The sequence below is a fragment of the Streptomyces sp. NBC_00459 genome, assembly GCF_036013955.1.
Taxonomy (GTDB): Bacteria; Actinomycetota; Actinomycetes; order Streptomycetales; family Streptomycetaceae; genus Streptomyces.
Window position 1 is genome coordinate 8,600,441 of sequence record NZ_CP107903.1, and the last position, 20,972, is coordinate 8,621,412.

Sequence of the window (20,972 nt, forward strand, 5' to 3'; positions counted from 1 at the left end):
CTGCCCCCAGCTTCACCAGCACATGACGGCCGTTTCCCCCGATCCCCACGTGGAGTAGAGGCGTACGCGGACGAAGTAGTGGCGGCCCTTGACGAGCCGGACCCTGACATGGGCGTTGTGCGGAGTGCCGCCGTCGTCCTCGGCGGAGAGGTAGCGGGGCTCGCCGTCGATCTCCTCGAAGACCGCGACGACCGTGTCGCTCTCCCCGAAGGTCCCCACGGTGTAGTCGCGGGTCTCCGGCGGCGCGATGCCGAAGTCGGCCTGCTCGCCCGCGCCGAGGCGCAGGGGCGCGGACCGGAACGGCGCGAGTTCGGCCGGCCTGCGCGTGCCCGTCGGCGGATACCAGCGGAGCACGAACTCCTTGTCGGCCGGGGAGAGCGTCCCCAGAGGCCTCACCCCGGACCGGAACTGCTCCGGTTCCAGGACCAGCCCCGCCGAGAACGGATACTCCATGATCGACAGCGGGTCCCAGACGGAGCCGTTGACCTCGTCCGGGTCGAGCTTGCGGAGAATGTTGAAGTACGTCTTGTCGCGGCCCCAGAAGTTGGGCGGTCCGGCCAGGTCGTCGTACACGGCCTCGTCGTCCCAGTGGATGCCGGCGAACGGGTTCTGGTGTTCGTGGAGCAGGCCCAGGGCGTGCCCGATCTCGTGCAGGGCCGTCGCGCGCTCCCCGGGCGCGGTCAGATCCCAGCCGAAGTTCATCGTGCGCCGCCCCAGACCCACCGAGAGTGCGTCCCGCCCGACCGTGGAGTAGGAACCGTCACCGGTCTGGAACCCGATGCGCAGTTCGGCCTCCGAACGGTCGCGCACCTCGACGAACGACAGCCCGATCCCCAGGTCGAGCCACTCCCGGAAGCAGTCGCGGACGACCTCGCGCTGTGCCTCTGCGCCGGCCCACGACTCCCACCGCGTCTCCCCGGTCCCCGGCAGCGGGATGACCGAACCGTCGTTGTCCCGGTCGAAGAAGTAGTAGTGGAGCACGGTGCCGTTCACCCACATCAGACGCCCCGAGAGGAGCGCGCTGCGCCGCTCGGCCGGCAGCCCCGGTGCGAAGGTGGGGGCCGGTTGCTGCGCGAGTGAGCAGAACCGTGCGTTCATGAGGAACAGACTGCGGGTCACGGGGCCTCGGGCGCCTGAGTCGGGGGCTACTCAAGTCGGCCTGTATCAAAGGTGAGTAGCCCGGCTCCTGTTCACGTGACGACTTTCGTACGGGAAGCCAAGACCCTGCAACTGCCCTGGCCGTTCACCGGCCGGGACGACGAACTTGAGCTGATCCGCCGATCGTTGGCGGCCGAACGGCACGGCGTCGTGGTGACGGGCCCGGCCGGACACGGCAAGACCCGGCTGGTCACGGAGGTGGTCCGGGGCACCGACTGCGCGAAGGTGAGCGGTACGCCCGAGACACGGGGCATCCCCTTCGCCGCGTTCGCCCACCTCCTCCCGGAGCAGGTCTCCCTGCACCGCGCGGTCCAACTCCTCACCGGCGTGCGCACGTTGCTGGTCGACGACGCCCATCTGCTGGACGACTCCTCGGCCGCGCTGGTCCACCAGCTCGCGGTGCACGGACGTACCCGGCTTCTCGTGGTGGCGACGGACGGTGCCCCGGCGCCCGGCGCGGTGTCCCGGCTGTGGACCGGCGAGGTGCTGCCGCGTCTCGCCCTGGAACCGCTGCCCCGCGAGGAGACCGCCCAACTGGTCGCGACCGGCGCCGGCGGTCCGGTCGAGCCGCTCACCGCCCGCCGTCTGCACCACCTCTGCCAAGGCGATCTGCGGCTGCTGCGGGACCTGGTCGGCGCGGTGCGCTATCGCGGCGAACTCACCCTGGAGTCCGATGAGTTGATGTGGCGAGGCCCCGTTCCCGTGACGGCCGCGGTACGCGAGCGGGTCGGGCAGGCCCTGAACCGCGCCTGCGCCGAGGAGCGGGACGCCCTGGAACGCCTGGCGTTCAGCGAACCGCTCCCGCTGGACATCGCGGACCTGGATCTGAGCGCACTCGAACGCCTCGAAGCCGACGGCCTGATCCGCGTCGACGCCCTCTCCGAGGTCCGCCTCGCCCACCCCCTGCACGGGCCCATCCTGCGCGCGGGCGCCGGGCAACTCCGGGCCAGGAGACTGTCCCGGACCCCGGCCGAGTGCGTGTCGGCCCTGGACGCCGAGCGTGCCGAACTGGCCGACCGCATCGAGCGCACCGACGTCCAGGAACCGGCGGGCCCCGTCGGGGACTGGCTGGCGGCCGGGAACACGGCCCCGCACCCTGCCGTACCGGCCGACTACGCGACCGTACGGGCCCGCTTCGCCCGACTGCGCGGAGAACTGCGCGAGGCCCTCTCGTGGGCCAGGGAAGGCCTGCGCGGCACCCCGGACGACCCGTCCTGCCGTACGGAACTGGCGCTGGCGGCAACCCAGTTGAGCGAGGTCGCGACCACGTCCCCGGGCCGGGCGACCCCATGGCTGAGGGCGGCGCACGGCGACATCGCCGGGGCGCTGGAGTCGGCCACCGCCCCCGAGGGCGGGGAGGGGGAGGCATACGTCCTGTACGACGCCGTACGCCTCGGCGCCCCGCACCTGGTCGCCGACCGGCTGGCCCGGCTGCCCGGCGAGGGTGCCGCACCGCTGGCCCGGCACGCCGACGCGCTCGTCCGCCAGGACGGCCCCGCGCTGGACCGCGCCGCCGAACTCCTGGAACGGCGAGGCCTGTTGCTCTTCGCGGCCGAGGCGCACGCCCAGGCCGTCCCGGTACACCGCGACCCGCGCGCCGCCCGCAGGTCCCGCTCCCGAGCGATGACCCTGGCCCGCCGCTGCCAGGGCGCCCGCACCCCGGCCCTGTCCGGCCTGGTCCTCGGCGAACTCACCGCGCGCCAGCGCCAGATCGTCACCCTGGCGGCGACCGGCCTGAGCAACCGCCAGATCGCGGACCGGCTCACCCTGTCCGTCCGAACAGTCGGAAACCACCTGTACAGCGCGTACACCCGCCTGGGCGCGAGCGACCGGGGCGCCCTGCCGTGGCTGCTGGACGAGCCCCCGGCCGCACAGCCGGCGTGACCGCCGGGGGCGTGCGCAGGGCGGGTTCGGGCGGTGCCGAACGCCGAAACGCGCCCCCGTTGCCAGGCGCGTCGCGTCCCGGGACAGGGCCGATCCGGGCCTCGGCGAGGGGCCCATGCTGACGGCGGCTGTGCGGGGTCGGCATCAGCGGGCCCCGGCCGCGTGGCCCACGTGACCGCCGGGGGCGTGCGCAGGGCGGGCTCAGGCGGATCCGAACGCCGAGAACGCCCACCCCGTTGCCTGGTGCGTCGCGTCCCCGGGGAGGGACGCGCGGGCGTCGCGCAGGGCTTCGGCGAGGGAGAGGCCCACGCTGAGGCCCTTGTGCAGGGCCAGCATCAGGGGGACCACTGCCGCGTCGTTGACCGGTGCGCTGCTCGCCACCACGCCCGCCGTGCCCAGCGGGAGCAACGCCGTGACCAGACCGAGGAGTTCGTCCGCTCCGACGTTCGCCAGGCGGCCGGTGTCGCAGCTGGACAGGATGATCCGGTACGGACTGCGGTCGAGGCGTTCGAAGTCGTGGACGATCAGCGGGCCGTCGGCCATGCGGAGGGACGAGAACAGGGGACTGTCCGCCCGGAAGGTGCCGTGGGCCGCGATATGGGCCAGCGCGGCCCCGTCGAGCGCGTCCAGCACCGCCGGTACCCGCGCGCCCTCGTGTTCGAGGACCGTCGGTCTGCCGTACCGGTCGACCAGCTCGGGCACCTCCGCGCCGCCGCTCGCCAGGCCCGGCCCCCGGACGAGGACGTGCCGGCCGCCCGGCGGGGGCCCGGTCTCCTGGGCGCGCAGCCAACTGCTCGCCGACGGTGACACGCTGAGCACCCGCTCCCGGAGGGACGGCAGCAGGGCCCAGGGGACCCGGTGCAGTCTCCCCGGCGGGACCACGACCACGGGGCCCGAGCCAAGATGTGGCACGGCCGCGCCCAGCAGCAGTTCCTCCAGCCGGCGGCCCGACGCCTCCAGCACCGCCAGCCTGCCCTCCGCCCCCGGGTGCGCGAGCCGTCGCAGCCCGGCCTGCACATGCTCGGCCTCCGTCACCGCGTCCGCGAGCAGCCCCGCCTCGAAACGGCGCACCCGACCCTCGCCGCACAGCAGCACCTGCACCCGGCCGTCGACGACGGCGATCTCGATCAACCGCACACCGTCGCCGAGGCGTTCGAGCAGCCGGCCGGGGTCGAAGCGGCTCCCGCCGCCGGGCGACTCGCCGCGGATGTGGAGGGTGCGGGAGCGCACCTCCCGTTCCAGGCGCCGCTGTTCGCGCTCCAGCGCCGGTACCGGACGGCCGTCGTTCCGGGCCTCCTCGGCGCGCGCCGCGATCTCCCGGAACGCGGTGAGGCTCTGCCCGAGCGCCGGGTCGTCGGGCGGCCGGACGGGCGGCGCCGACAGGACCGTGGCCCGCAACCGCTCGCTCCACACCAGCAGCCGCCGGGGCCCACCGGACTCCAGGGCCGCCCGCTGAGCCAGCGCGGCCAGTTCGGCGCCCTGCGCCGTGGCCCGGGCCCGCAGCTCCGACGCGCCGAGCGTCATCCGGTGGTCGTCCAGGACGGCGAGTCCACGCCGGCAGGCCTCCAGCACACCCCGTCCGGACCCCGCCGCCTCCGCGCGCAGCGCCTGCGCGGCCCACCCCGTCATCCTTGCCAGCGGGGGACCCACACGCCGGCTGCGGGCGGCGACCTTCAGATGCTTCTCCGCGTCCTCCCGCCAGCCCAGCGCGAGCGCGATCCGGCCCGCGAGCAGCGACGCCTCGGGCGCGGCCGGCGAACCGAAGGCGGTGAGCCGGTCGGCCAGCGCCGCCGCGTCCGCGACGAGCCGGCCCGACGTCCGCCCGGTCGCGACCCGCGCCTCCAGCAGCACCAGCCGGGCGTGCGCCTCCCACCAGCTGCGCCGCTGCCCGGCGAACAGCCGGACGGCCACGGCCGCGCGGGCGATCGCGGTGTGCGGATCGTCCGCGAGCCGGGCGGCCTTCGCCGCGGTCAGCAGCAGCTCCGCCTTGCGGGTGCTCTGCCCGCCGATGCCGTCGAGCACACCGAGCGCCGTGTCGGCCTCGGTGACCGCCTCACGGGCGAGCCCGGCGGCCATCAGCACCTCGCAGCGGCGGATGTAGAACATGAAGATGGGTGTGCCCAGCCGGTCGTACCGCTCGGCAGCCTCGTCGAACAGCCGCAGCGCCGCCGGGATGTCGCCCGCCCGGTACGCGGCCAGCGCCCGGCTCTCGACGACATCGGCCTTGTCGTGCTCCTGGCCGGTGGTGTCCCACAGCTGTTCGGCGGCGGTGAAGTCGGCGTCGGCCCGCTCGGGGCGGCCCAGCGCCAGATGCACGGTGGCGCGCAGCGTCAGCGCCCGCGCCGTCCAGATGGTGTCGTCCGCCTGCCGCAGCACGGGAATGGCCCGCCGTACGTCGTCCAGCGCCTCGCGATGATGGCCCAGCACCCACCACGCGTACGCCCGCCGGTACAGCACGCGCGCGCGTGTATGGCCCGAACCCCGGTCCACGCCTTGCTCGAACGCCTCCAGGCCCTGCCGGGTACGGCCCGCGTGGACCAGCGCGACGCCGAGCGTGCCGAGAACGTCAGCCTCGCGTTCCGCCGACCCGGCGTCCGCCGCGAGATCGCGGGCACGCCGCAGATGACGCAGGGCGACACGCATGTCGCCGAAGTCCCGCTGCCACATACCGATCACCTGATGGGCGACCGAGGCGTGAAACGCGGTCGGATCGCTGCCGAGGAGGTTCTCCGCGCGAGCGAGGGCGTCCTTCGGGCGGGCGAACACCATCGGAAGTAGTTCGAGAACCGTGTCGCTTCCCGCTGTCACCCAACGGATGGTAGTGCTCCGCGCCCCGCGTCACACAGGTTTGGCCATGGATAACTCGCTGTCCATCTCTGATCGACCCCTGTATCAACGAACGTGTCGCGGCCCCTGTATCACGCGGCCGCGACGCTGCTCTCAATAGAGGCAACAGGGGATCGGTTCAAGGGGGAGGGCATTCCATGGCACCTCAGCGTTTCCAGGAGCAGTTCGACCAGATCCAGCGCTCCATGCCAGGCGTCGAGCTGGCGATGGGGCCGGACGACGCCGCCGAGTTCATCTACGAGAAGGGCGTCGTCCTCGCCCGCGACGGCGAGGAGGCGCGGATCGTCGAGGACACCGTACGCGCGCACTTCACCACGTTCGCCGGTCTGGCGGCCGACGATGTGCGCCGGGCGAGCCCGGAGACCAACCGGTCCGGCATCACCCGGATCCAGGTCGGCGACCCGGCCCAGGGCGACCGGCGCGGCGACCGCGCGGTGGCGGGCGCGCTGCGCGCGCTCAGGGAGACGGAGGGCAACGCGGGACGCCGACTCGTCAGCCGCAATCACGTCGTGCACATCGCCCCCGTCAACGCCTGCCCCGGCGACGAGCCCGTGCCCGTCCCGTACACCGCGGGACCCAACCCGGCGCTGGCGGAGAGCGGTTACGACGCGGACAGCGCCGTCGGCGTTCTGGTCGTCGACACCGGCCTCATGCACGACTACGCGTCCTACCCGGCGATGGCACACGTCCAGGGCGACCCCCAGATCGCCGAGTGCGACGCGAACGGAGTGCTCCAGCAGTACGCGGGGCACGGCACGTTCATCTCGGGGCTCGTCGCGGCCGTCGCCCCCAACACGAACATCGTCTCCCGCAACACCCTCAACGACGCCGGCGCGATCCTGGAGTCCGAGTTCGGCGACAAGCTCTTCGAGGCCGTCGAGCGCGACGGCTGGCCGGCCATCATCAGCCTCTCCGCGGGCACGTCGAACGGCAGCACGGAAGGCCTGCTCGGCCTCGCCGCGTTCATGGAGGCCCTGCGCGAGCAGCCGCGCACCCTGCTGGTCGCCGCCGCCGGCAACAACGCCAGCGCCACCCCCTTCTGGCCCGCCGCCTACGCCGACAAGCCCGAGTACGCCCAGTCGGTGATCTCTGTCGGCGCCCTGCGCAGCGACGGCGAGTTCGGCGCCTGCTTCAGCAACCACGGCGCATGGGTGAAGGTCTACGCCCCCGGCGAGCGTCTCACCGGGCCGCTCACCGGCTTCGGGACGCCGGTGCCGTACATCTACCAGCACAGCACGTACGACACCTGCCGCCACCACTTCACCTACGCCTGCACCTGCCAGGACCCCCAGCACCTCGGCGTGCTCTCGGGGGACCACGAGACCACCTCGGGCACCCCGGACCAGGCGGTGTTCGAGGGGTTCGCGCAGTGGAGCGGCACCTCGTTCGCCACCCCGGTGGTCGCCGCGATGATCGCCGCCCACATGACCGCTCACAAGGAGGCCGACCCGCGCGTCGCCCGGCAGCAACTCCTCGCCGCGAACACCGAGTTCGCGGAGGTCCGGGGTGCGGTCGTACCGGCGCTGATCCCGCCCACGTGGAGCCCGGTGCCGGTAGTGAACATCCCGCCCGCCATATGAGGCCGACAGGCCTCCGTACAAGGACAAATCGAGTGAGGACCATGCGCAGGACGAGTGGAGCACCCCCTTCCACGGCGTACGATGACTGGCCGTACACGAGGGGTGGGGACGTGGACCGAGCTGCGGTCGGCGCCTTGGTCCAGTCCGCCGTCGACGGTGACGCGGCGGGCTGGAAGGCGCTGGTGGAGGGGTTGAGCCCGCTGGTGTGGTCGGTGGCGCGCGCCCACCGGCTGTCCGACGCGGACGCGCACGAGGTGTACTCGACCGTGTGGTTCCGTTTCGCCCAGCATCTGGGCCGGATCCGTGAACCGGAGAAGGCCGGTTCGTGGCTCGCGAGCACCGCACGGCACGAGTGCCTCAAGGTCATCAAGAGCAGCCACCGGATGACACCGACGGACGACACCCAACTGCTCGACCGGATCAGCGACGACCGTACGCCCGAGCAGCGGGTGATCGAGTCCGAGGAGGCCTCGGCCGAGGCGGAGCGCATCCGGCAGTTATGGCAGGAGTTCGAGGAACTCGGCGCCCGGTGCAGGCAGTTGCTGCGCATCCTGATGTCCACGCCGCCGCCGAGCTATCAGGAGATCTCCGCCGGCCTCGGTATCGCCGTGGGGAGCATCGGCCCCCTGCGCCAGCGCTGTCTGCGCCGGCTGCGGGTCCGGCTCGCCGCCCGGGGGGTGTTGTGAACAACGCGCACGACAACGACGGTTCACCGCACGACTCCGACGACATGGACGGCGCGGCCGAGATGAACGGTACCGACGGCACTGAAGGCACGGACGGCTTCGACGACGAACTGGACGCCGACGCCGCCGACCTGGCGGAGTTCGAGGACGACGACCCACTGGACAACGACCTCCTGGAGGAGACGCTGCGCCAGGCCGCCGCCATCATGGACCCGGTCCCGGCGCAGCTCCAGCAGACCGCCGTGGAGGCCTACGCCCTGTACTCGCTCGACACCCGGCTTGCCGAGCTGACCTTCGACTCGCTCGTCCACGGCATCCCCGTCAGGGGCGCCGTGGACGCACCCCGGATGCTGACCTTCCACACGGATGAACTGACGGTCGACGTCGAGGTGACCGCGCACGGTCTGATGGGGCAGGTGCTGCCGCCGCAGGAGGCCAGGATCGAGGTGTTGAGCGGTCCGCAGCTCGCCTCGCCACCCAGCCTCACCGCCGACGACATGGGCCGCTTCGCCGGCGACCTGAACGTCTCCGGGCCCTTCGCGCTCCGGTTGCGGACGGACGCGGAGGTCGTCATGACGGAGTGGCTGCGCGTCTGACACGACGCACGACTGCCGGGGGGCGGATCCGACCCCCGGCAGCTGCTCCCGTCTGCCGCTCTCAGCCCGCGGCCACCAGCGGGTAGTGGCAGGCGACCGCACTCCCCGCTGCCGTCGTGACGAGCCGGGGCCGCTCCGCCGCACACACCTCCCGTGCGTACGGACACCGCGTGTGGAAGGTGCAACCGGCCGGTTCGGCCACCGGGTCGGGCACGTCTCCGGTGAGGACGATCCGTTCCCGGCGCGGCCCGTCCGGGGCGCCGGTCCCGTCGTCGATCTCCGGGACCGCCGACATCAGCGCCTCGGTGTAGGGGTGAGCGGGAGCCCCGTACAGCGTCTCGGTGTCGGCGAGTTCGACGATCTCACCGAGATACATGACAGCGATCCGGTCCGAGACATGACGGACCACGCCCAGGTCGTGCGCGATGAAGACATACGTCAGCCCGAACTCGTCCTGGAGATCGGCGAACAGGTTCAGCACCTGCGCCTGGATCGACACATCGAGCGCGGACACCGGCTCGTCGGCGACGATCAGCTTCGGCGACGTCGCCAACGCCCTTGCGATACCGATGCGTTGACGCTGACCGCCCGAGAACTCGTGCGGGTAGCGGTCCAGATGGGCCGCCGACAGCCCCACCACGTCGAACAGCTCGGCCGTCCGGCGCCGGACGGCGGCTGCGTCCCCGTACCGGTGGATGAGCAGCGGCTCGGCGACGATGTCCCCGGCGCGGCGGCGCGGGTTCAGGGAGGCCTGCGGGTCCTGGAAGACGAGCTGCATCCCCGGTCGTACGGGGCGCAGCCGGCGCGCGGACAGGCTGGTGATGTCCTGCCCGTCGAACTCGACCCGCCCGCCCGTGATGTCGGTGAGCCGGACCAGACAGCGGCCGAGCGTCGACTTGCCGCAGCCGGACTCGCCGACGACGCCGAGGGTTTCACCCGCGCGCACCTCCAGCGAGACCCCGTCCACGGCCCGCAGCACCTTGCGGCGCAGGGTGAGGGTGTCGCCGCGCAGCGGGTAGTGCTTGGTGACGTCGGTGGCGCGCAACAGCACGTCGGCGTCGCCGGTTCGGGCCTGGGGGTCCGTGGTCACGGCGCCGCCTTTCCGTCGAGGGTGTCCGGTGTCGAGTGCGCCGTTCGGGCTGTTCCGCGCTCCCGGATCGGCAGTCCGCGGCACCTTGCGTTGCCGGTGAGGGAGTCGCCGCGCAGCGGCACGTCGGTGTGGCCGGTCCCGGTCCGGGTGTTCGCTGTCATGGCGCTGCCTTTCGGTCCGGTGCCGATCGGGCCGCCCTTCGGGCTGTTCCGCGCTCCTCGTCCGGCAGCCAGCAGGCGTCGAGGTGGCCCGACTCGCCTCTGAGTACCGGGCGTTCGTCGCAGAGGTCGTGCCGCGCCGGGCAGCGCGGCGCGAAGGGGCATCCCTCCGGCACGCTGTCCGGTGACACGGGCACGCCCGCGATGGTGGGCAGCCGGCGCAACCGCGGTCCGCCGACCCGGGGCACCGAGTCGAGCAGCCCCCAGGTGTACGGATGCCGGGGACCGTGGAACACGGCCCGGCGCGGGCCCTCCTCGGCCGCCCGCCCGCCGTACATGACCAGCACCCGGTCGGCGATCTCGGACACCACACCCATGTCGTGCGTGATGAGCACCACCGCCGAACCGCGCCCGTTCAACTCCCGCATCAGGTCGAGGATCTGGGCCTGGATCGTCACATCGAGCGCGGTGGTCGGCTCGTCGGCGATCAGCAGCGCCGGACCACAGGCGAGGGCCATCGCGATGACCGCCCGCTGCCGCATCCCGCCCGAGAACTCGTGCGGGTAGGCGTCGACGCGCGAGGCGGCGTCCGGGATGCCCACGTCGGACAGCAGCCCGACCGCCCGGGCGAGCGCCTCCTTCCTGGACACCTTCTCGTGCGCCCGGATCTGCTCGGCGATCTGCCGGCCGACCGTGTAGACCGGCGTCAGCGCGGTCATCGGGTCCTGGAAGACCATGGCGATCTCCCGGCCGCGCACCGACCGCATCTCCCTGTCGGGGAGAGCGAGCAAGTCCCGCCCCCGGAAGAGGACTTCACCCGTGACGGTGACGTTGGAGCTGGTCAGCAGCCGCAGTACGGCCAGCATCGACACGCTCTTGCCGGAGCCCGACTCGCCGACGACGCCCAGGATCTCGCCGGGGGCGACCGAGAAGGAGAGCCCGTCGACGGCCGTGACCGTCCCGGTGCGGGTACGGAAGCTGATCCGCAGATCCCGTACGTCGAGAAGGGGTTCAGGGAGTAGGGGTTCAGGCATGGCGGGCCCTCGGATCGAGTCGCGCGTACAGGATGTCGACCAGCGCGTTGGCGAGGACCACGAAGAACGCCGCGTACATGACCGTACCCATGATCACGGGCAGGTCCAGGTTCTGGAGCGCGTCGAAGGTGAGCTTGCCGACGCCCGGCAGGCCGAAGACGACCTCGGTGAGCAGGGCCGCACCGCCCACCAGCGCGCCGAAGTCCAGGCCGAACAGCGACACGATCGGGATGAGCGAGCAGCGCAGCGCGTGCCGGATCAGGATCCGCCGCTCGGACAGCCCCTTGGCCCGCGCGGTGCGTACGTAGTCCTCGCCGAGCGCGCTGACGACCTCGCCGCGCAGCAGCCGGGCGTAGATGCCGGCATACAGCAGCGCCAGGGTCAGCCACGGGAAGAGCAGGTGCAGCGCCCACTGGCCGGGGTCCCTGCCCAGTTCGACGTACCCAGGTGGCGGTACCCAGGAGAACACCGAGTCGTGCAGGCGTTTCTGGGTGAGGAGGTTGACGACCTCGCCGAGCCAGTAGGCGGGGAGCGAGACACCGACGACCCCGACCAGCATGATCAGCGGGTCGGCGGCCGTGCCGCGCAGGCCGGCGGCCACCGTGCCCATGACGATGCCGACCGTCATCCAGATGACGGCCGCCCCGATCACCAGCGACAGTGTCACCGGCATGGCCTGTGTGATCTGCGGGATGACCTTCGAGCCGCGGTTGACGAACGACTCCAGGTCCCGGTCGATCAGGAGGTGCCGCATCATCAGCAGATAGCGGACGGGCAGCGGCCGGTCCAGGCCGAAGGAGTGCCGTACCTGGGCGAGGGTGGCCGGGTCGGCGTTGCGGCCCGCGATACGGGCGGCGGGGTCGACTCCCGGGGTGGCGAAGAAGATCAGGAACACCAGCACACTGATCGCGAACATCACCAGCAGGGCGGAGAGGAAGCGCCGGAGCGCGAAGTACAGCATCGGATCACACCCCTCCGCGCAGTCGGGCGTTCGGGTCGAGGGCGTCGCGCACCCCGTCGCCGAGGACGTTGAGGGCGGCCGTCGTCAGCGCAATGAGCAGTCCGGGGGCGATCGTCACGGTCGGGCGGGTGTACAGCAGTCCGAGGCCGTCCTCGATGATCGTGCCCCAACTGGCGTCGGGCGGCTGGACGCCGACCGACAGGAACGACAGCGCCGACTCCGTGAGCATCGCGAGGGCGGTCATCAGGGGCAGGAACACGATCGCTGTGGGCAGCACGTTCGGCAGCACCTCCCGGCGCATCACCCGCAGCGCGGGCGCGCCCGACCCGATGGACGCCTGGATGAACTCCTTGTTCCGCAGCACCAGCACCTGTCCGCGCATCGGCCGGGCCACGTACGGGACGTAGATCGCCGCGATGATCACGACCGGCAGCCACAGGCTTCCGGCCTCGACGGTGACCGGTCCGAGGCTGAGCCCGTCGGTGAGCAGGACGACGGACAGACAGATGGCCAGCAGATACACCGGGAAGGCCCAGATGACGTCCAGGACACGGGAGACGACCGCGTCGACGACCCCGCCCGCGTACCCGGCGAGGACCCCGACGCCCGTACCGAGGACACAGCACAGCAGCGCCGCCGTGACCCCGATGAACAGGCTGGTACGGCCGCCGTACAGCAGCCGGGCCATGACGTCCCGGCCCTGGTTGTCGGCACCGAGGAAGTAGTGGCCGAAGTCCCAGGTGGGGCCGATGGGCGTGACGCCGAGACCGAGGCCGGTGGTGCTCGGGGTGAGCACCGGCACGGTCTTGCCGTCGACGACCGTCGTCCCGGAGACACGGGACTGGAACGGGTCGGTGTGCGCGATGTGGTCGGCGTACAGCGGGGCGCACAGGGTCACCGCGACGACGGCGAGCAGGACGAGGGCCGCGGCCACCGCCGACCTGTTGCGCAGCAGGTCGGCGACGGCGGTCCGCCAGGGGCCCGGCGAGCGACGCCGGGCCGTGGGGGAGAGCAACTGGGTCGCTGTGTCGCTCACTTGACCCACAGCTGCCCGACAAGCATGTAGAACTGCTTGCTGAACCGGTAGTTCCCGACCCGCTTCGACGTGAAGTCGATGATCTTCGGGTTGATCACCGGGACCACCGGGGACTGGGCCATGATGTCCTGGTCGATCGTGCCCCACTGCTGGTCGGCGGCCTTCTGGTCGGTCTGCCCGGCCTTCAGCGCGGCCTGCATCCGCGCGTCGATGCCCTTGTCGCAGAACCCGGAGATGTTGATGCTGGAGTCGCTGCCCGGGTGGAACGAGGCGCAGGACAGCAGCACGTTGAGGAAGTCGGAGGCGGCCGGGTAGTCCTGGTACCAGGACGTCAGGGCCAACTGCACCTTGTTCTTGGTGTTCTGGATGTAGGTGAACTGGATGTTCGCGGACAGCGGCTTGAGCGTCGCCCTGTAGCCGAGCTGGGTCAGCAGACTCTGCAGGTACTGCCCGATCGACTTGTTGACCTCGTCGTCGCTGACAACGATGCCGACCTCCTGCCCGGCCGTCCCCGACTGCTTGATCAGCGCCTTCGCCTTGGCGAGGTCGGGCGCCGACCAGGTCTTCCCGCCGCCCTTGGTGTACTGGCACTTGTCGACGTGCCCGGGGAAACCCGGCGGGAGGATCGTGCACGCGGGCGAGGCGAGGTTCTTGCCGCCGTACAGCCCGACCACCGCGTCGCGGTCGATCGCCCAGTTGATGGCCTGACGCGCCAACTTGTTGTCGAACGGGGCCGAGTTGACGTTCAGCGTGACGTACCAGAACGCGGTCAGCGGATTGACGTGTGCCTGGGAGGCGTACTGTGTGCCGATCTCGTTCAGCCGGTCGGCGGGCGGCGGGTCGAACATCCAGTCCGCCGAGCCGTTCTGGACGGCGGTCACCTCGGACTCCACGGTCTGCCCGAAGGTGTAGTCGACGTTGTCGGCGTAGGCCTGGGGCTGAGCCTGGCTCGACCACTCCTTGAAGTACGGGTTGCGCACCAGCTTCAGCGCCCGGTTCGGGTCGTACGAGGCCGCCGTGTAGGGGCCGGTCGTCGGCAGCGGCTTCGTCCCCGCGTCCTTCGTCGACGAGTCCTTCGGCAGCACACTGGCGTGCGGGACGGCCAGCTTGTACGGGAACTCCGGGTCCGGGGCGGTCAGGTTGACGGTGACCGTGCCGGCCGCCGCGTCACCGACGACGCCCTTGGCGAGTGTGCAGGTCGCCGGTGTCTTCAGACAGGCGTCCGCGCCGACGATGCCGTTGTAGAAGGTGCCCGCGGTCGGGCTGGACACCTTGAAGATCCGCTGGAAGGACGCCACCACGTCGTCGGTGGTCACCTCCTTCCCGGTGGAGAACCTGATCCCCTTGCGGAGTGTGAAGGTGTACGTCTTCCCGCCGTTGCTCACCACCGGCATGGCTGCCGCCAGATCCGGGACGACGGTGAACGACTGCTGCCCGCCGGTCTTCCTGAACGCCAGCAGACCGTCGTACATCGACTGGTACAACTGCCAGTACTGGAGTGTGTAGTTGACCTGGGGATCGAAGGTTCCGGCGGCTGCGTGGGCGACCAGCTTCAGCGTGCCGCCCTTGTGCGCGGCCTGGAACACGGCCGACTGCGCGCCGCCGGGGGCGGTGGAGGCCGGGTCGGACGAGCCGCCGTCGTCGGAGGACGAACAGGCGGTCGCGGTGAGGGCGAGGGCGGCGGTCACGGCGGCGAGGGCGGTACGTCTGGTGATCCGGGGCATCGGGGAACTCCCGTCGGTGGAGCGGGTGTTGAAGATGAGGAGGGGTGAAGGGGACTGGGTGCCGGGGGACTCAGTCGGTGGAGTCGAGGAAGTCGCCGACGATCCGGAGGTAGAGCTCCTCCTCCTCGACGTGCGGCATATGGCTGGAGTGCTCGAACATGTGCCAGCGCACATCGGGGATGAGGTCGGCGAAGGGCCGGAGAGTGTCGGGCGTCGCCTCGTCGTAGCGGCCGGAGACCAGCAGGGTCGGCACGTCGATCAGGTGCAGCCGGTCGACGACCGTCCACTCCTTCATGGTCCCGACGACATGGAACTCGTTCGGCCCGTTCATCGTGTGGTAGACGGTCGGGTCGGCCGCGATGTTGTCCCAGGTCGCCTGGACCTCGGCGGGCACCGGGACAGTGCGGCACACATGGCGCTCGTAGAAGACCTGCTCGGCGGCCTGGTAGTCGGGGTGGTCGGTGGTCCCGGCCGCCTCATGGGCCAGCAGGGTCTCCTGCACCTCGGGCGGAAGCGCGGAGCGGAGTTCGGCGGCACCCGCCAGCCAGAGCTCCATGGAGGCGGGGGAGTTGGCGATGACCAGCCCGCGAAGTCCGGCCGGGCGGCGCACGGCGTGCTCGGCGGCGAGCATGCCTCCCCACGACTGGCCGAGGAGGTGGTAGGCGTCGGCGATGCCCAACTTCCCCAGCAGGTTGTCGAGTTCGTCGAGGAAGAGCTGGACGGTCCAGAAGTCGGCGCCCTCGTCCGGCAGATGGGTGGACCGTCCGATGCCGAGCTGGTCGTAGTGCACCACCGGGCGGCCCTGCCCGGCGATGCCCGCGATACGGAGGGTGTAGTCGTGACCGGCGCCGGGGCCGCCGTGCAGGACCACCAGCGGTGTCCTGCCGGGTTCGCCGGTGATGCGGTACCAGGTGGACCAGCCGTTGAAGTCGATGGTCCCGGTGTGGTTCGGTTCGGGAATCGCCACTGAAGAGCCTCCGAGGACGGGCAGAATCAAGCCAGTCGGCGTCTGGAAAGGGTTGGTGTCCGGGGATGGCTGACATACTGTTTGGGTAAATGCTCAGTCCACAAGACCTTTTAAGACCTTTTAGCGGTGGCCCGGCAGAAGTAACTGCGCGTTTACGCGCCCGGAACCCGCGACCGACCGGGGAGGACCGCTGACCGTCGCACCGCAGCCACCAGAACTGCCCGAGTCGTCCGAACTGCCCGGGCCGCCGCAACGATCAGGCGCCGGGGACGAGTTCTCGCGGGTGCTGGACCGGGCCCTGTCGGGCGGTGGCGCCCCCTCGCCCGAACTGCGCCCGGTGCGTGTGGCCTCGGCGGTCGACGAGGTCTCCGACCGGCTGCTCACCGCGATCGCCGTGGGCGACTTCCTGCCGGGGGAGCGGCTGCCGGTCGAGCGCGAGCTGATCACGCTGCTGGGGGTGAGCCGTCCCACGGTGCGTGAGGCGGTCGGCCGGCTCCAGGCGGTCGGTGTCATCGAGATCCGCCGGGGCCGCAACGGCGGTGCCTACGTCCGCGACAGCTGGACGGAGACCTCCGGCGCCGCGGTCCGGCGTACCCTGCTGCCGCGCTGGGCGGAGTTGGAGCAACTCTTCGACCTGCGCGGGCTGGTGGAGGGGATGGTGGCGGCGACGGCGGCCCGGCGCCGACGCCCGGAGGACCTCGTACCCATGCGGGAGGCGCTCACGGCCTACCTCTCCGCCCGCGACCCGCGCGAGGAACGCGCCGCCGACAGCGCCTTCCACCGCAGCGTCTGCGACGCCACGCACAACCCCCAGATCGCGATGCTCAGCCGCGACCTCCTGGCCCGCGCCAGCCTGGGCTTCCCGGTCGAACCCTGGGGCAGGGGCGAACGCGCCCACTTCCACCGGGCCGGTGAGGACCACAAGGCCCTCTACGAGGCAATCGCCTCCGGCGACCCGGACCGCGCGGAGAAGATCGCCCGGGACCACTTCACGATCAGCGCGGACATGATCCGCGACGTTCTGGCGAGGGTCAGGAACACCCACCAGCCATGACGATCGGCCCCCGGCACGCAGATGCGCGTTCCGGGGGCCGATCGGTGAGCCTGGTGAACTCGGGGTGCCATTGAGGGGCGCGGGGAACTGCGCGACCAGCCACCACCGGGCCGCACCGATCACACAGCCGAACCAGTCGAGCGCTAGCTCAACGTCGCCAGCGTCTCGTTCCACGTGGCCGACGGACGCATGACCTTCTTCGCCTTCTCGACGTCCGGCTGGTAGTACCCGCCGATGTCGGCAGGCTTGCCCTGAACCGCGATCAGCTCGGCGACGATCGTCTCCGCGTTCGCGGTGAGCGTCTCGGCGAACGAGGCGAACGCCTTCGCCAGGTCCGCGTCCTCCGTCTGCGCCGCCAGCTCCTGCGCCCAGTACAGGGACAGGAAGAAGTGGCTGCCCCGGTTGTCGATACCGCCGACACGGCGGGTCGGCGACTTGTCCTCGTTGAGGAAGGTCGCCGTCGCGCGGTCGAGGGTGTCGGCGAGAACCTGGGCGCGCGCGTTGCCCGTGGTCGTGGCGAGGTGCTCGAAGCTGGCCGCCAGGGCGAAGAACTCGCCCAGGCTGTCCCAGCGCAGGTAGTCCTCCTTGACGAGCTGCTGGACGTGCTTCGGGGCGGAGCCGCCGGCGCCCGTCTCGAAGAGGCCGCCGCCCGCCATCAGCGGGACGACCGACAGCATCTTGGCGCTGGTGCCCAGCTCCAGGATCGGGAACAGGTCGGTGAGGTAGTCGCGCAGCACGTTGCCGGTCACCGAGATGGTGTTCTCACCGCGGCGGATGCGCTCCACCGACAGCTTGGTGGCGTCGACCGGGTTGAGGATCCGGATGACCAGGCCCTCGGTGTCGTGCTCGTCCAGGTACGTGTTGACCTTGGCGATCAGGTTGGCGTCGTGCGCGCGGGTCTCGTCCAGCCAGAACACGGCCGGGTCGCCGGTGGCACGGGCGCGGGTGACGGCCAGCTTCACCCAGTCCCTGATCGGGGCGTCCTTGGTCTGGCAGGCGCGGAAGATGTCACCGGCGGCGACGGCCTGCTCGATCACCACGTTGCCGGCCTGGTCGACGAGGCGGACCGTACCGGCGGCCGGGATCTCGAAGGTCTTGTCGTGGCTGCCGTACTCCTCGGCCTTCTGCGCCATCAGACCGACGTTCGGGACCGAGCCCATGGTCGACGGGTCGTAGGCGCCGTTGGCGCGGCAGTCGTCGATCGCGACCTGGTAGACACCGGCGTACGAGGAGTCCGGGAGGACCGCGAGGGTGTCGGCCTCCTGGCCGTCCGGGCCCCACATGTGGCCGGAGGTGCGGATCATGGCCGGCATCGAGGCGTCGACGATGACGTCGGACGGCACGTGCAGGTTGGTGATGCCCTTGTCGGAGTCGACCATGGCCAGCGCCGGGCCCTCGGCCAGCTCGGCGTCGAAGGACGCCTTGATCGCGGCACCCTCGGGCAGCGACTCCAGGCCCTTGTAGAGGCCGCCGAGACCGTCGTTCGGGGACAGGCCGGCCGCCGCGAGCGTCTCGCCGTACTGCGCGAACGTCTTCGGGAAGAAGGCGCGCACGACGTGGCCGAAGATGATCGGGTCCGAGACCTTCATCATCGTGGCCTTGAGGTGCACGGAGAACAGCACACCCTCGGCCTTGGCGCGGGCGATCTGCGCGGTCAGGAACTCGCGCAGCGCGGCCACGTGCAGGACGGACGCGTCGACGACCTCGTCCGCGAGGACGGGTACGGACTCGCGCAGGACGCTGGTCGAGCCGTCCTCGCCCACCAGCTCGATGCGCAGCGAACCGGCCTCGGAGATCACCACGGACTTCTCGGTGGAGCGGAAGTCGCTCTGGCCCATCGTCGCCACGTTGGTCTTGGACTCGGGGGTCCAGGCGCCCATGCGGTGCGGGTGGGTCTTGGCGTAGTTCTTCACCGAGGCGGGGGCGCGGCGGTCGGAGTTGCCCTCGCGCAGCACCGGGTTCACGGCGGAACCCTTGATCTTGTCGTAGCGGGCGCGGATGTCGCGCTCCTCGTCCGACTTCGGGTCGTCCGGGTAGTCCGGCAGCGCGTAGCCCTGGCTCTGCAGCTCGGCGACGGCCGCCTTGAGCTGCGGGATCGAGGCCGACACGTTCGGCAGCTTGATGATGTTCGCCTCGGGCGTCTTCGCCAGCTCACCGAGCTCGGTGAGGGCGTCCGCGATGCGCTGGCCCTCCTCCAGAAACTCCGGGAAGACGGCGATGATGCGGCCGGCCAGCGAGATGTCCCGGGTCTCGACGTTCACCCCGGCCTGCGAGGCGTACGCCTGGATCACGGGCAGGAACGAGTGGGTCGCCAGTGCGGGCGCCTCGTCAGTGTGCGTGTAGATGATGGTCGAGTCAGTCACCGGGTGCTCCGCTCCACGTCTGCAACATTGCTCGACATCAAGATATCTCCTGCTCGGCTCTCACTCGACAGGGGTCCGTAGGGAACTCGACACAGGCCGGTACGGAACCCGGTCGGATCCGGTACGGAACCCGATCGAAATTCCGTGCGGATTCAGGCAACCGACTTCGCCGATCTTGTGGTCTAGGGGGTAGACCCCACACCGGATCGGCGGCCGGACCTGACCACCGGGATGCCCGAGTGAAAGCGAACCATGAGATATCGCACCAGACTGACGGCCCCTGCGGCAGCCCTGCTCGGTACGGCGGCGGCCACCACCCTGGCCCCCTCGGCCCACGCGGCGTCCGGGAGCACGTCCAGGGCGGCTTCGGGGACAGAGGCCGCCGCCCCGGGCCCCGAGACCCTCGGTGACCCCGTCTACCCGAGCCTGGGCAACGACGGCTACCGCGTCGCCGCGTACCACCTCGACCTCGCCTACGACGCCACGACCAAGCTGGTCGACGGCGAAGCGACCCTGCGGATCCGCACCACCCAGGCCCTCAGCCGTCTCTCCCTCGACGCCCTCGGCCTGGACATCCGCGCCGTCCGCGTCGGTGGCCGCACGGCCACGTTCGAGACGGTGGACGAGAAACTGCGGATCACGCCCGCCCGCAGCCTGCCGGCGGACACCGGAACGACGATCTGCGTCGAGTACGGCGCCGACCCGCGCCGTGCCCTGACCCACACCGCCTGGGTCCCCACCGCCGACGGCTTCGCGGTGTGCCCGCAGCCCAACTCCGCGCACACCGTCTTCCCGTGCAACGACCACCCGGTCGACAAGGCCGACTTCACGTTCCGTATCACCGTCCCGAACGGCCTGCGCGGAGTCGCGAGCGGCACCCTCGTGCGCACGGAGACCCTGGACGGCGACCGGACCGCGTACTCCTACCGCTCGCGTTCGCCGATCGCGACCGAGCTGGTGCAGATAACCGTCGGCGACTACGTGGTGAAGGACCGGCAGGGCCCGAACGGGCTGCCGCTGCGGGACGTCGTCCCGGTCGCGCGCGCCGAGGCCCTCGAACCGGCGCTGGCGCTCACCCCGGGCCTGGTGGCATGGCTCGAACAGCGGCTCGGCGCCTACCCGTTCGAGACGTACGGTCTGTTGCCGTGCAACTCCGACGACCCGGCCGCCTTCGACTTCACGGGCCTGGAGACCCAGACCCTCACGCTCTACAAGCCGAACTACCTGCTCCAGGCGGAGAGGTTCATCGGCTCGCACATGATGCACGAGCTGGTCCACTCCTACTTCGGCAACAGCGTCAGCCCCGGCACCTGGGCCGACCTGTGGCTCAACGAGGGCCACGCCGACTTCTACGGCCTGCTCTACCGCTACGAGCGCGGCTGGACCGACTCCCTCGGCCTGACCACCATGGAAGCGCGTATGAAGAACACGTACGCGCGCGGCGACCAGTGGCGCCGCACCTCGGGACCGGTCGCGGCCCCCAACGAGGCCAACCTGTTCGACAGCCAGCGCTATCTGGGCGGCGTCCTCGTCCTCTACGCGCTGCGCGAGTTCGTCGGCGAGGCCACTTTCGGCGCGATCGAGCGCACCTTCCTCGACCGCTACCGCAACGCCTCGGCGACGACCGAGAACTACATCTCGGTCGCCTCCGAGATCGCCGGCCAGGACCTCTCCGGCTTCCTGCGGGACTGGCTGTACGGCACGACGACACCGCGGATGCCCAATCACCCGGACTGGACGGTCACCCCGGTGACCACGTCACTGCTCGCACCGAAGAGCCGCACGGCCGGCCACCACGACAACTCCGCGACCCTCTGAGGTTGCCCGCCGAGAC

At 71.1% G+C, this 20,972-nt stretch carries 16 protein-coding genes; 6 read left to right on the top strand and 10 right to left on the bottom strand.

The genetic code is table 11. The annotated features are described in order from the left end of the window. Positions 1–12: 12 nt before the first annotated feature. Positions 13–1,098 (bottom strand): beta-glucuronidase AbsR1, encoded by a 1,086-nt coding sequence (gene absR1, locus OHN74_RS37825; protein ID WP_327699066.1) that lies wholly within the window; start codon positions 1,096–1,098, stop codon positions 13–15. 96 nt (positions 1,099–1,194) lie between these two features. Between absR1 and OHN74_RS37830 the strand changes: the two genes are divergently transcribed. Then, on the top strand, positions 1,195–3,042 hold the full coding sequence (locus OHN74_RS37830) for a LuxR family transcriptional regulator AbsR2 (RefSeq protein ID WP_327699067.1): 1,848 nt from the start codon (positions 1,195–1,197) through the stop codon (positions 3,040–3,042). Between the two features lie 201 nt (positions 3,043–3,243). Here OHN74_RS37830 and OHN74_RS37835 read toward each other — a convergent pair whose 3' ends face one another. Continuing rightward, positions 3,244–5,811 (bottom strand): CHAT domain-containing protein, encoded by a 2,568-nt coding sequence (locus OHN74_RS37835; protein ID WP_327700409.1) that lies wholly within the window; start codon positions 5,809–5,811, stop codon positions 3,244–3,246. Between the two features lie 215 nt (positions 5,812–6,026). Between OHN74_RS37835 and OHN74_RS37840 the strand changes: the two genes are divergently transcribed. The 3 genes from OHN74_RS37840 (at position 6,027) to OHN74_RS37850 (ending at position 8,751) form a co-directional block, all read left to right on the top strand. Beyond that, on the top strand, positions 6,027–7,469 hold the full coding sequence (locus OHN74_RS37840) for a S8/S53 family peptidase (protein ID WP_327699068.1): 1,443 nt from the start codon (positions 6,027–6,029) through the stop codon (positions 7,467–7,469). A 41-nt stretch (positions 7,470–7,510) separates the two neighbouring features. Next, positions 7,511–8,155, top strand: coding sequence for an RNA polymerase sigma factor (locus tag OHN74_RS37845; RefSeq protein WP_327699069.1), 645 nt, complete (start codon positions 7,511–7,513; stop codon positions 8,153–8,155). Between the two features lie 62 nt (positions 8,156–8,217). Further along, entirely contained in the window at positions 8,218–8,751 is a 534-nt protein-coding gene (locus OHN74_RS37850; RefSeq protein ID WP_327700410.1) for a hypothetical protein, read from the top strand. Between the two features lie 61 nt (positions 8,752–8,812). Here the strand turns inward: OHN74_RS37850 and OHN74_RS37855 are convergent, their stop codons facing one another. The 7 genes from OHN74_RS37855 to OHN74_RS37885 form a co-directional block, all read right to left on the bottom strand. Beyond that, positions 8,813–9,841: an ABC transporter ATP-binding protein gene (locus OHN74_RS37855; protein WP_327699070.1), complete on the bottom strand. Its 1,029-nt coding sequence runs from the start codon at positions 9,839–9,841 to the stop codon at positions 8,813–8,815. Next, positions 9,838–10,002, bottom strand: a complete 165-nt coding sequence (locus OHN74_RS37860) for a hypothetical protein (protein WP_327699071.1) — start codon at positions 10,000–10,002, stop codon at positions 9,838–9,840. The genes OHN74_RS37855 and OHN74_RS37860 overlap by 4 nt, the downstream gene beginning before the upstream one ends. After that, positions 9,999–11,033, bottom strand: a complete 1,035-nt coding sequence (locus tag OHN74_RS37865; RefSeq protein WP_327699072.1) for an ABC transporter ATP-binding protein — start codon at positions 11,031–11,033, stop codon at positions 9,999–10,001. Before OHN74_RS37865 ends, OHN74_RS37860 begins: the two co-directional genes overlap by 4 nt. Beyond that, complete coding sequence (locus tag OHN74_RS37870; protein ID WP_327699073.1) at positions 11,026–11,994, bottom strand: ABC transporter permease; 969 nt, start codon at positions 11,992–11,994, stop codon at positions 11,026–11,028. Before OHN74_RS37870 ends, OHN74_RS37865 begins: the two co-directional genes overlap by 8 nt. Positions 11,995–11,998: 4 nt before the next feature. Then, the gene (locus tag OHN74_RS37875) at positions 11,999–13,030 is read right to left on the bottom strand and encodes an ABC transporter permease (RefSeq protein WP_327699074.1); all 1,032 of its coding nucleotides are present in this window, start codon (positions 13,028–13,030) and stop codon (positions 11,999–12,001) included. Then, the gene (locus OHN74_RS37880; RefSeq protein ID WP_327699075.1) at positions 13,027–14,754 is read right to left on the bottom strand and encodes an ABC transporter substrate-binding protein; all 1,728 of its coding nucleotides are present in this window, start codon (positions 14,752–14,754) and stop codon (positions 13,027–13,029) included. The genes OHN74_RS37875 and OHN74_RS37880 overlap by 4 nt, the downstream gene beginning before the upstream one ends. Positions 14,755–14,824: 70 nt before the next feature. Then, positions 14,825–15,721 (bottom strand): proline iminopeptidase-family hydrolase, encoded by an 897-nt coding sequence (locus OHN74_RS37885; RefSeq protein ID WP_327699076.1) that lies wholly within the window; start codon positions 15,719–15,721, stop codon positions 14,825–14,827. Positions 15,722–16,004: 283 nt separating this feature from the next. On the opposite strand from OHN74_RS37885, the gene OHN74_RS37890 reads away from it, so the two are divergent. Continuing rightward, on the top strand, positions 16,005–16,775 hold the full coding sequence (locus OHN74_RS37890; RefSeq protein WP_327699077.1) for a FadR/GntR family transcriptional regulator: 771 nt from the start codon (positions 16,005–16,007) through the stop codon (positions 16,773–16,775). 143 nt (positions 16,776–16,918) lie between these two features. Here the strand turns inward: OHN74_RS37890 and OHN74_RS37895 are convergent, their stop codons facing one another. Beyond that, complete coding sequence (locus tag OHN74_RS37895) at positions 16,919–19,138, bottom strand: NADP-dependent isocitrate dehydrogenase (protein WP_327699078.1); 2,220 nt, start codon at positions 19,136–19,138, stop codon at positions 16,919–16,921. A gap of 252 nt (positions 19,139–19,390) precedes the next feature. Here OHN74_RS37895 and OHN74_RS37900 point away from each other — a divergent pair, with 252 nt between their 5' ends. Beyond that, complete coding sequence (locus tag OHN74_RS37900) at positions 19,391–20,956, top strand: M1 family metallopeptidase (RefSeq protein WP_327699079.1); 1,566 nt, start codon at positions 19,391–19,393, stop codon at positions 20,954–20,956. Positions 20,957–20,972 lie beyond the last annotated feature (16 nt).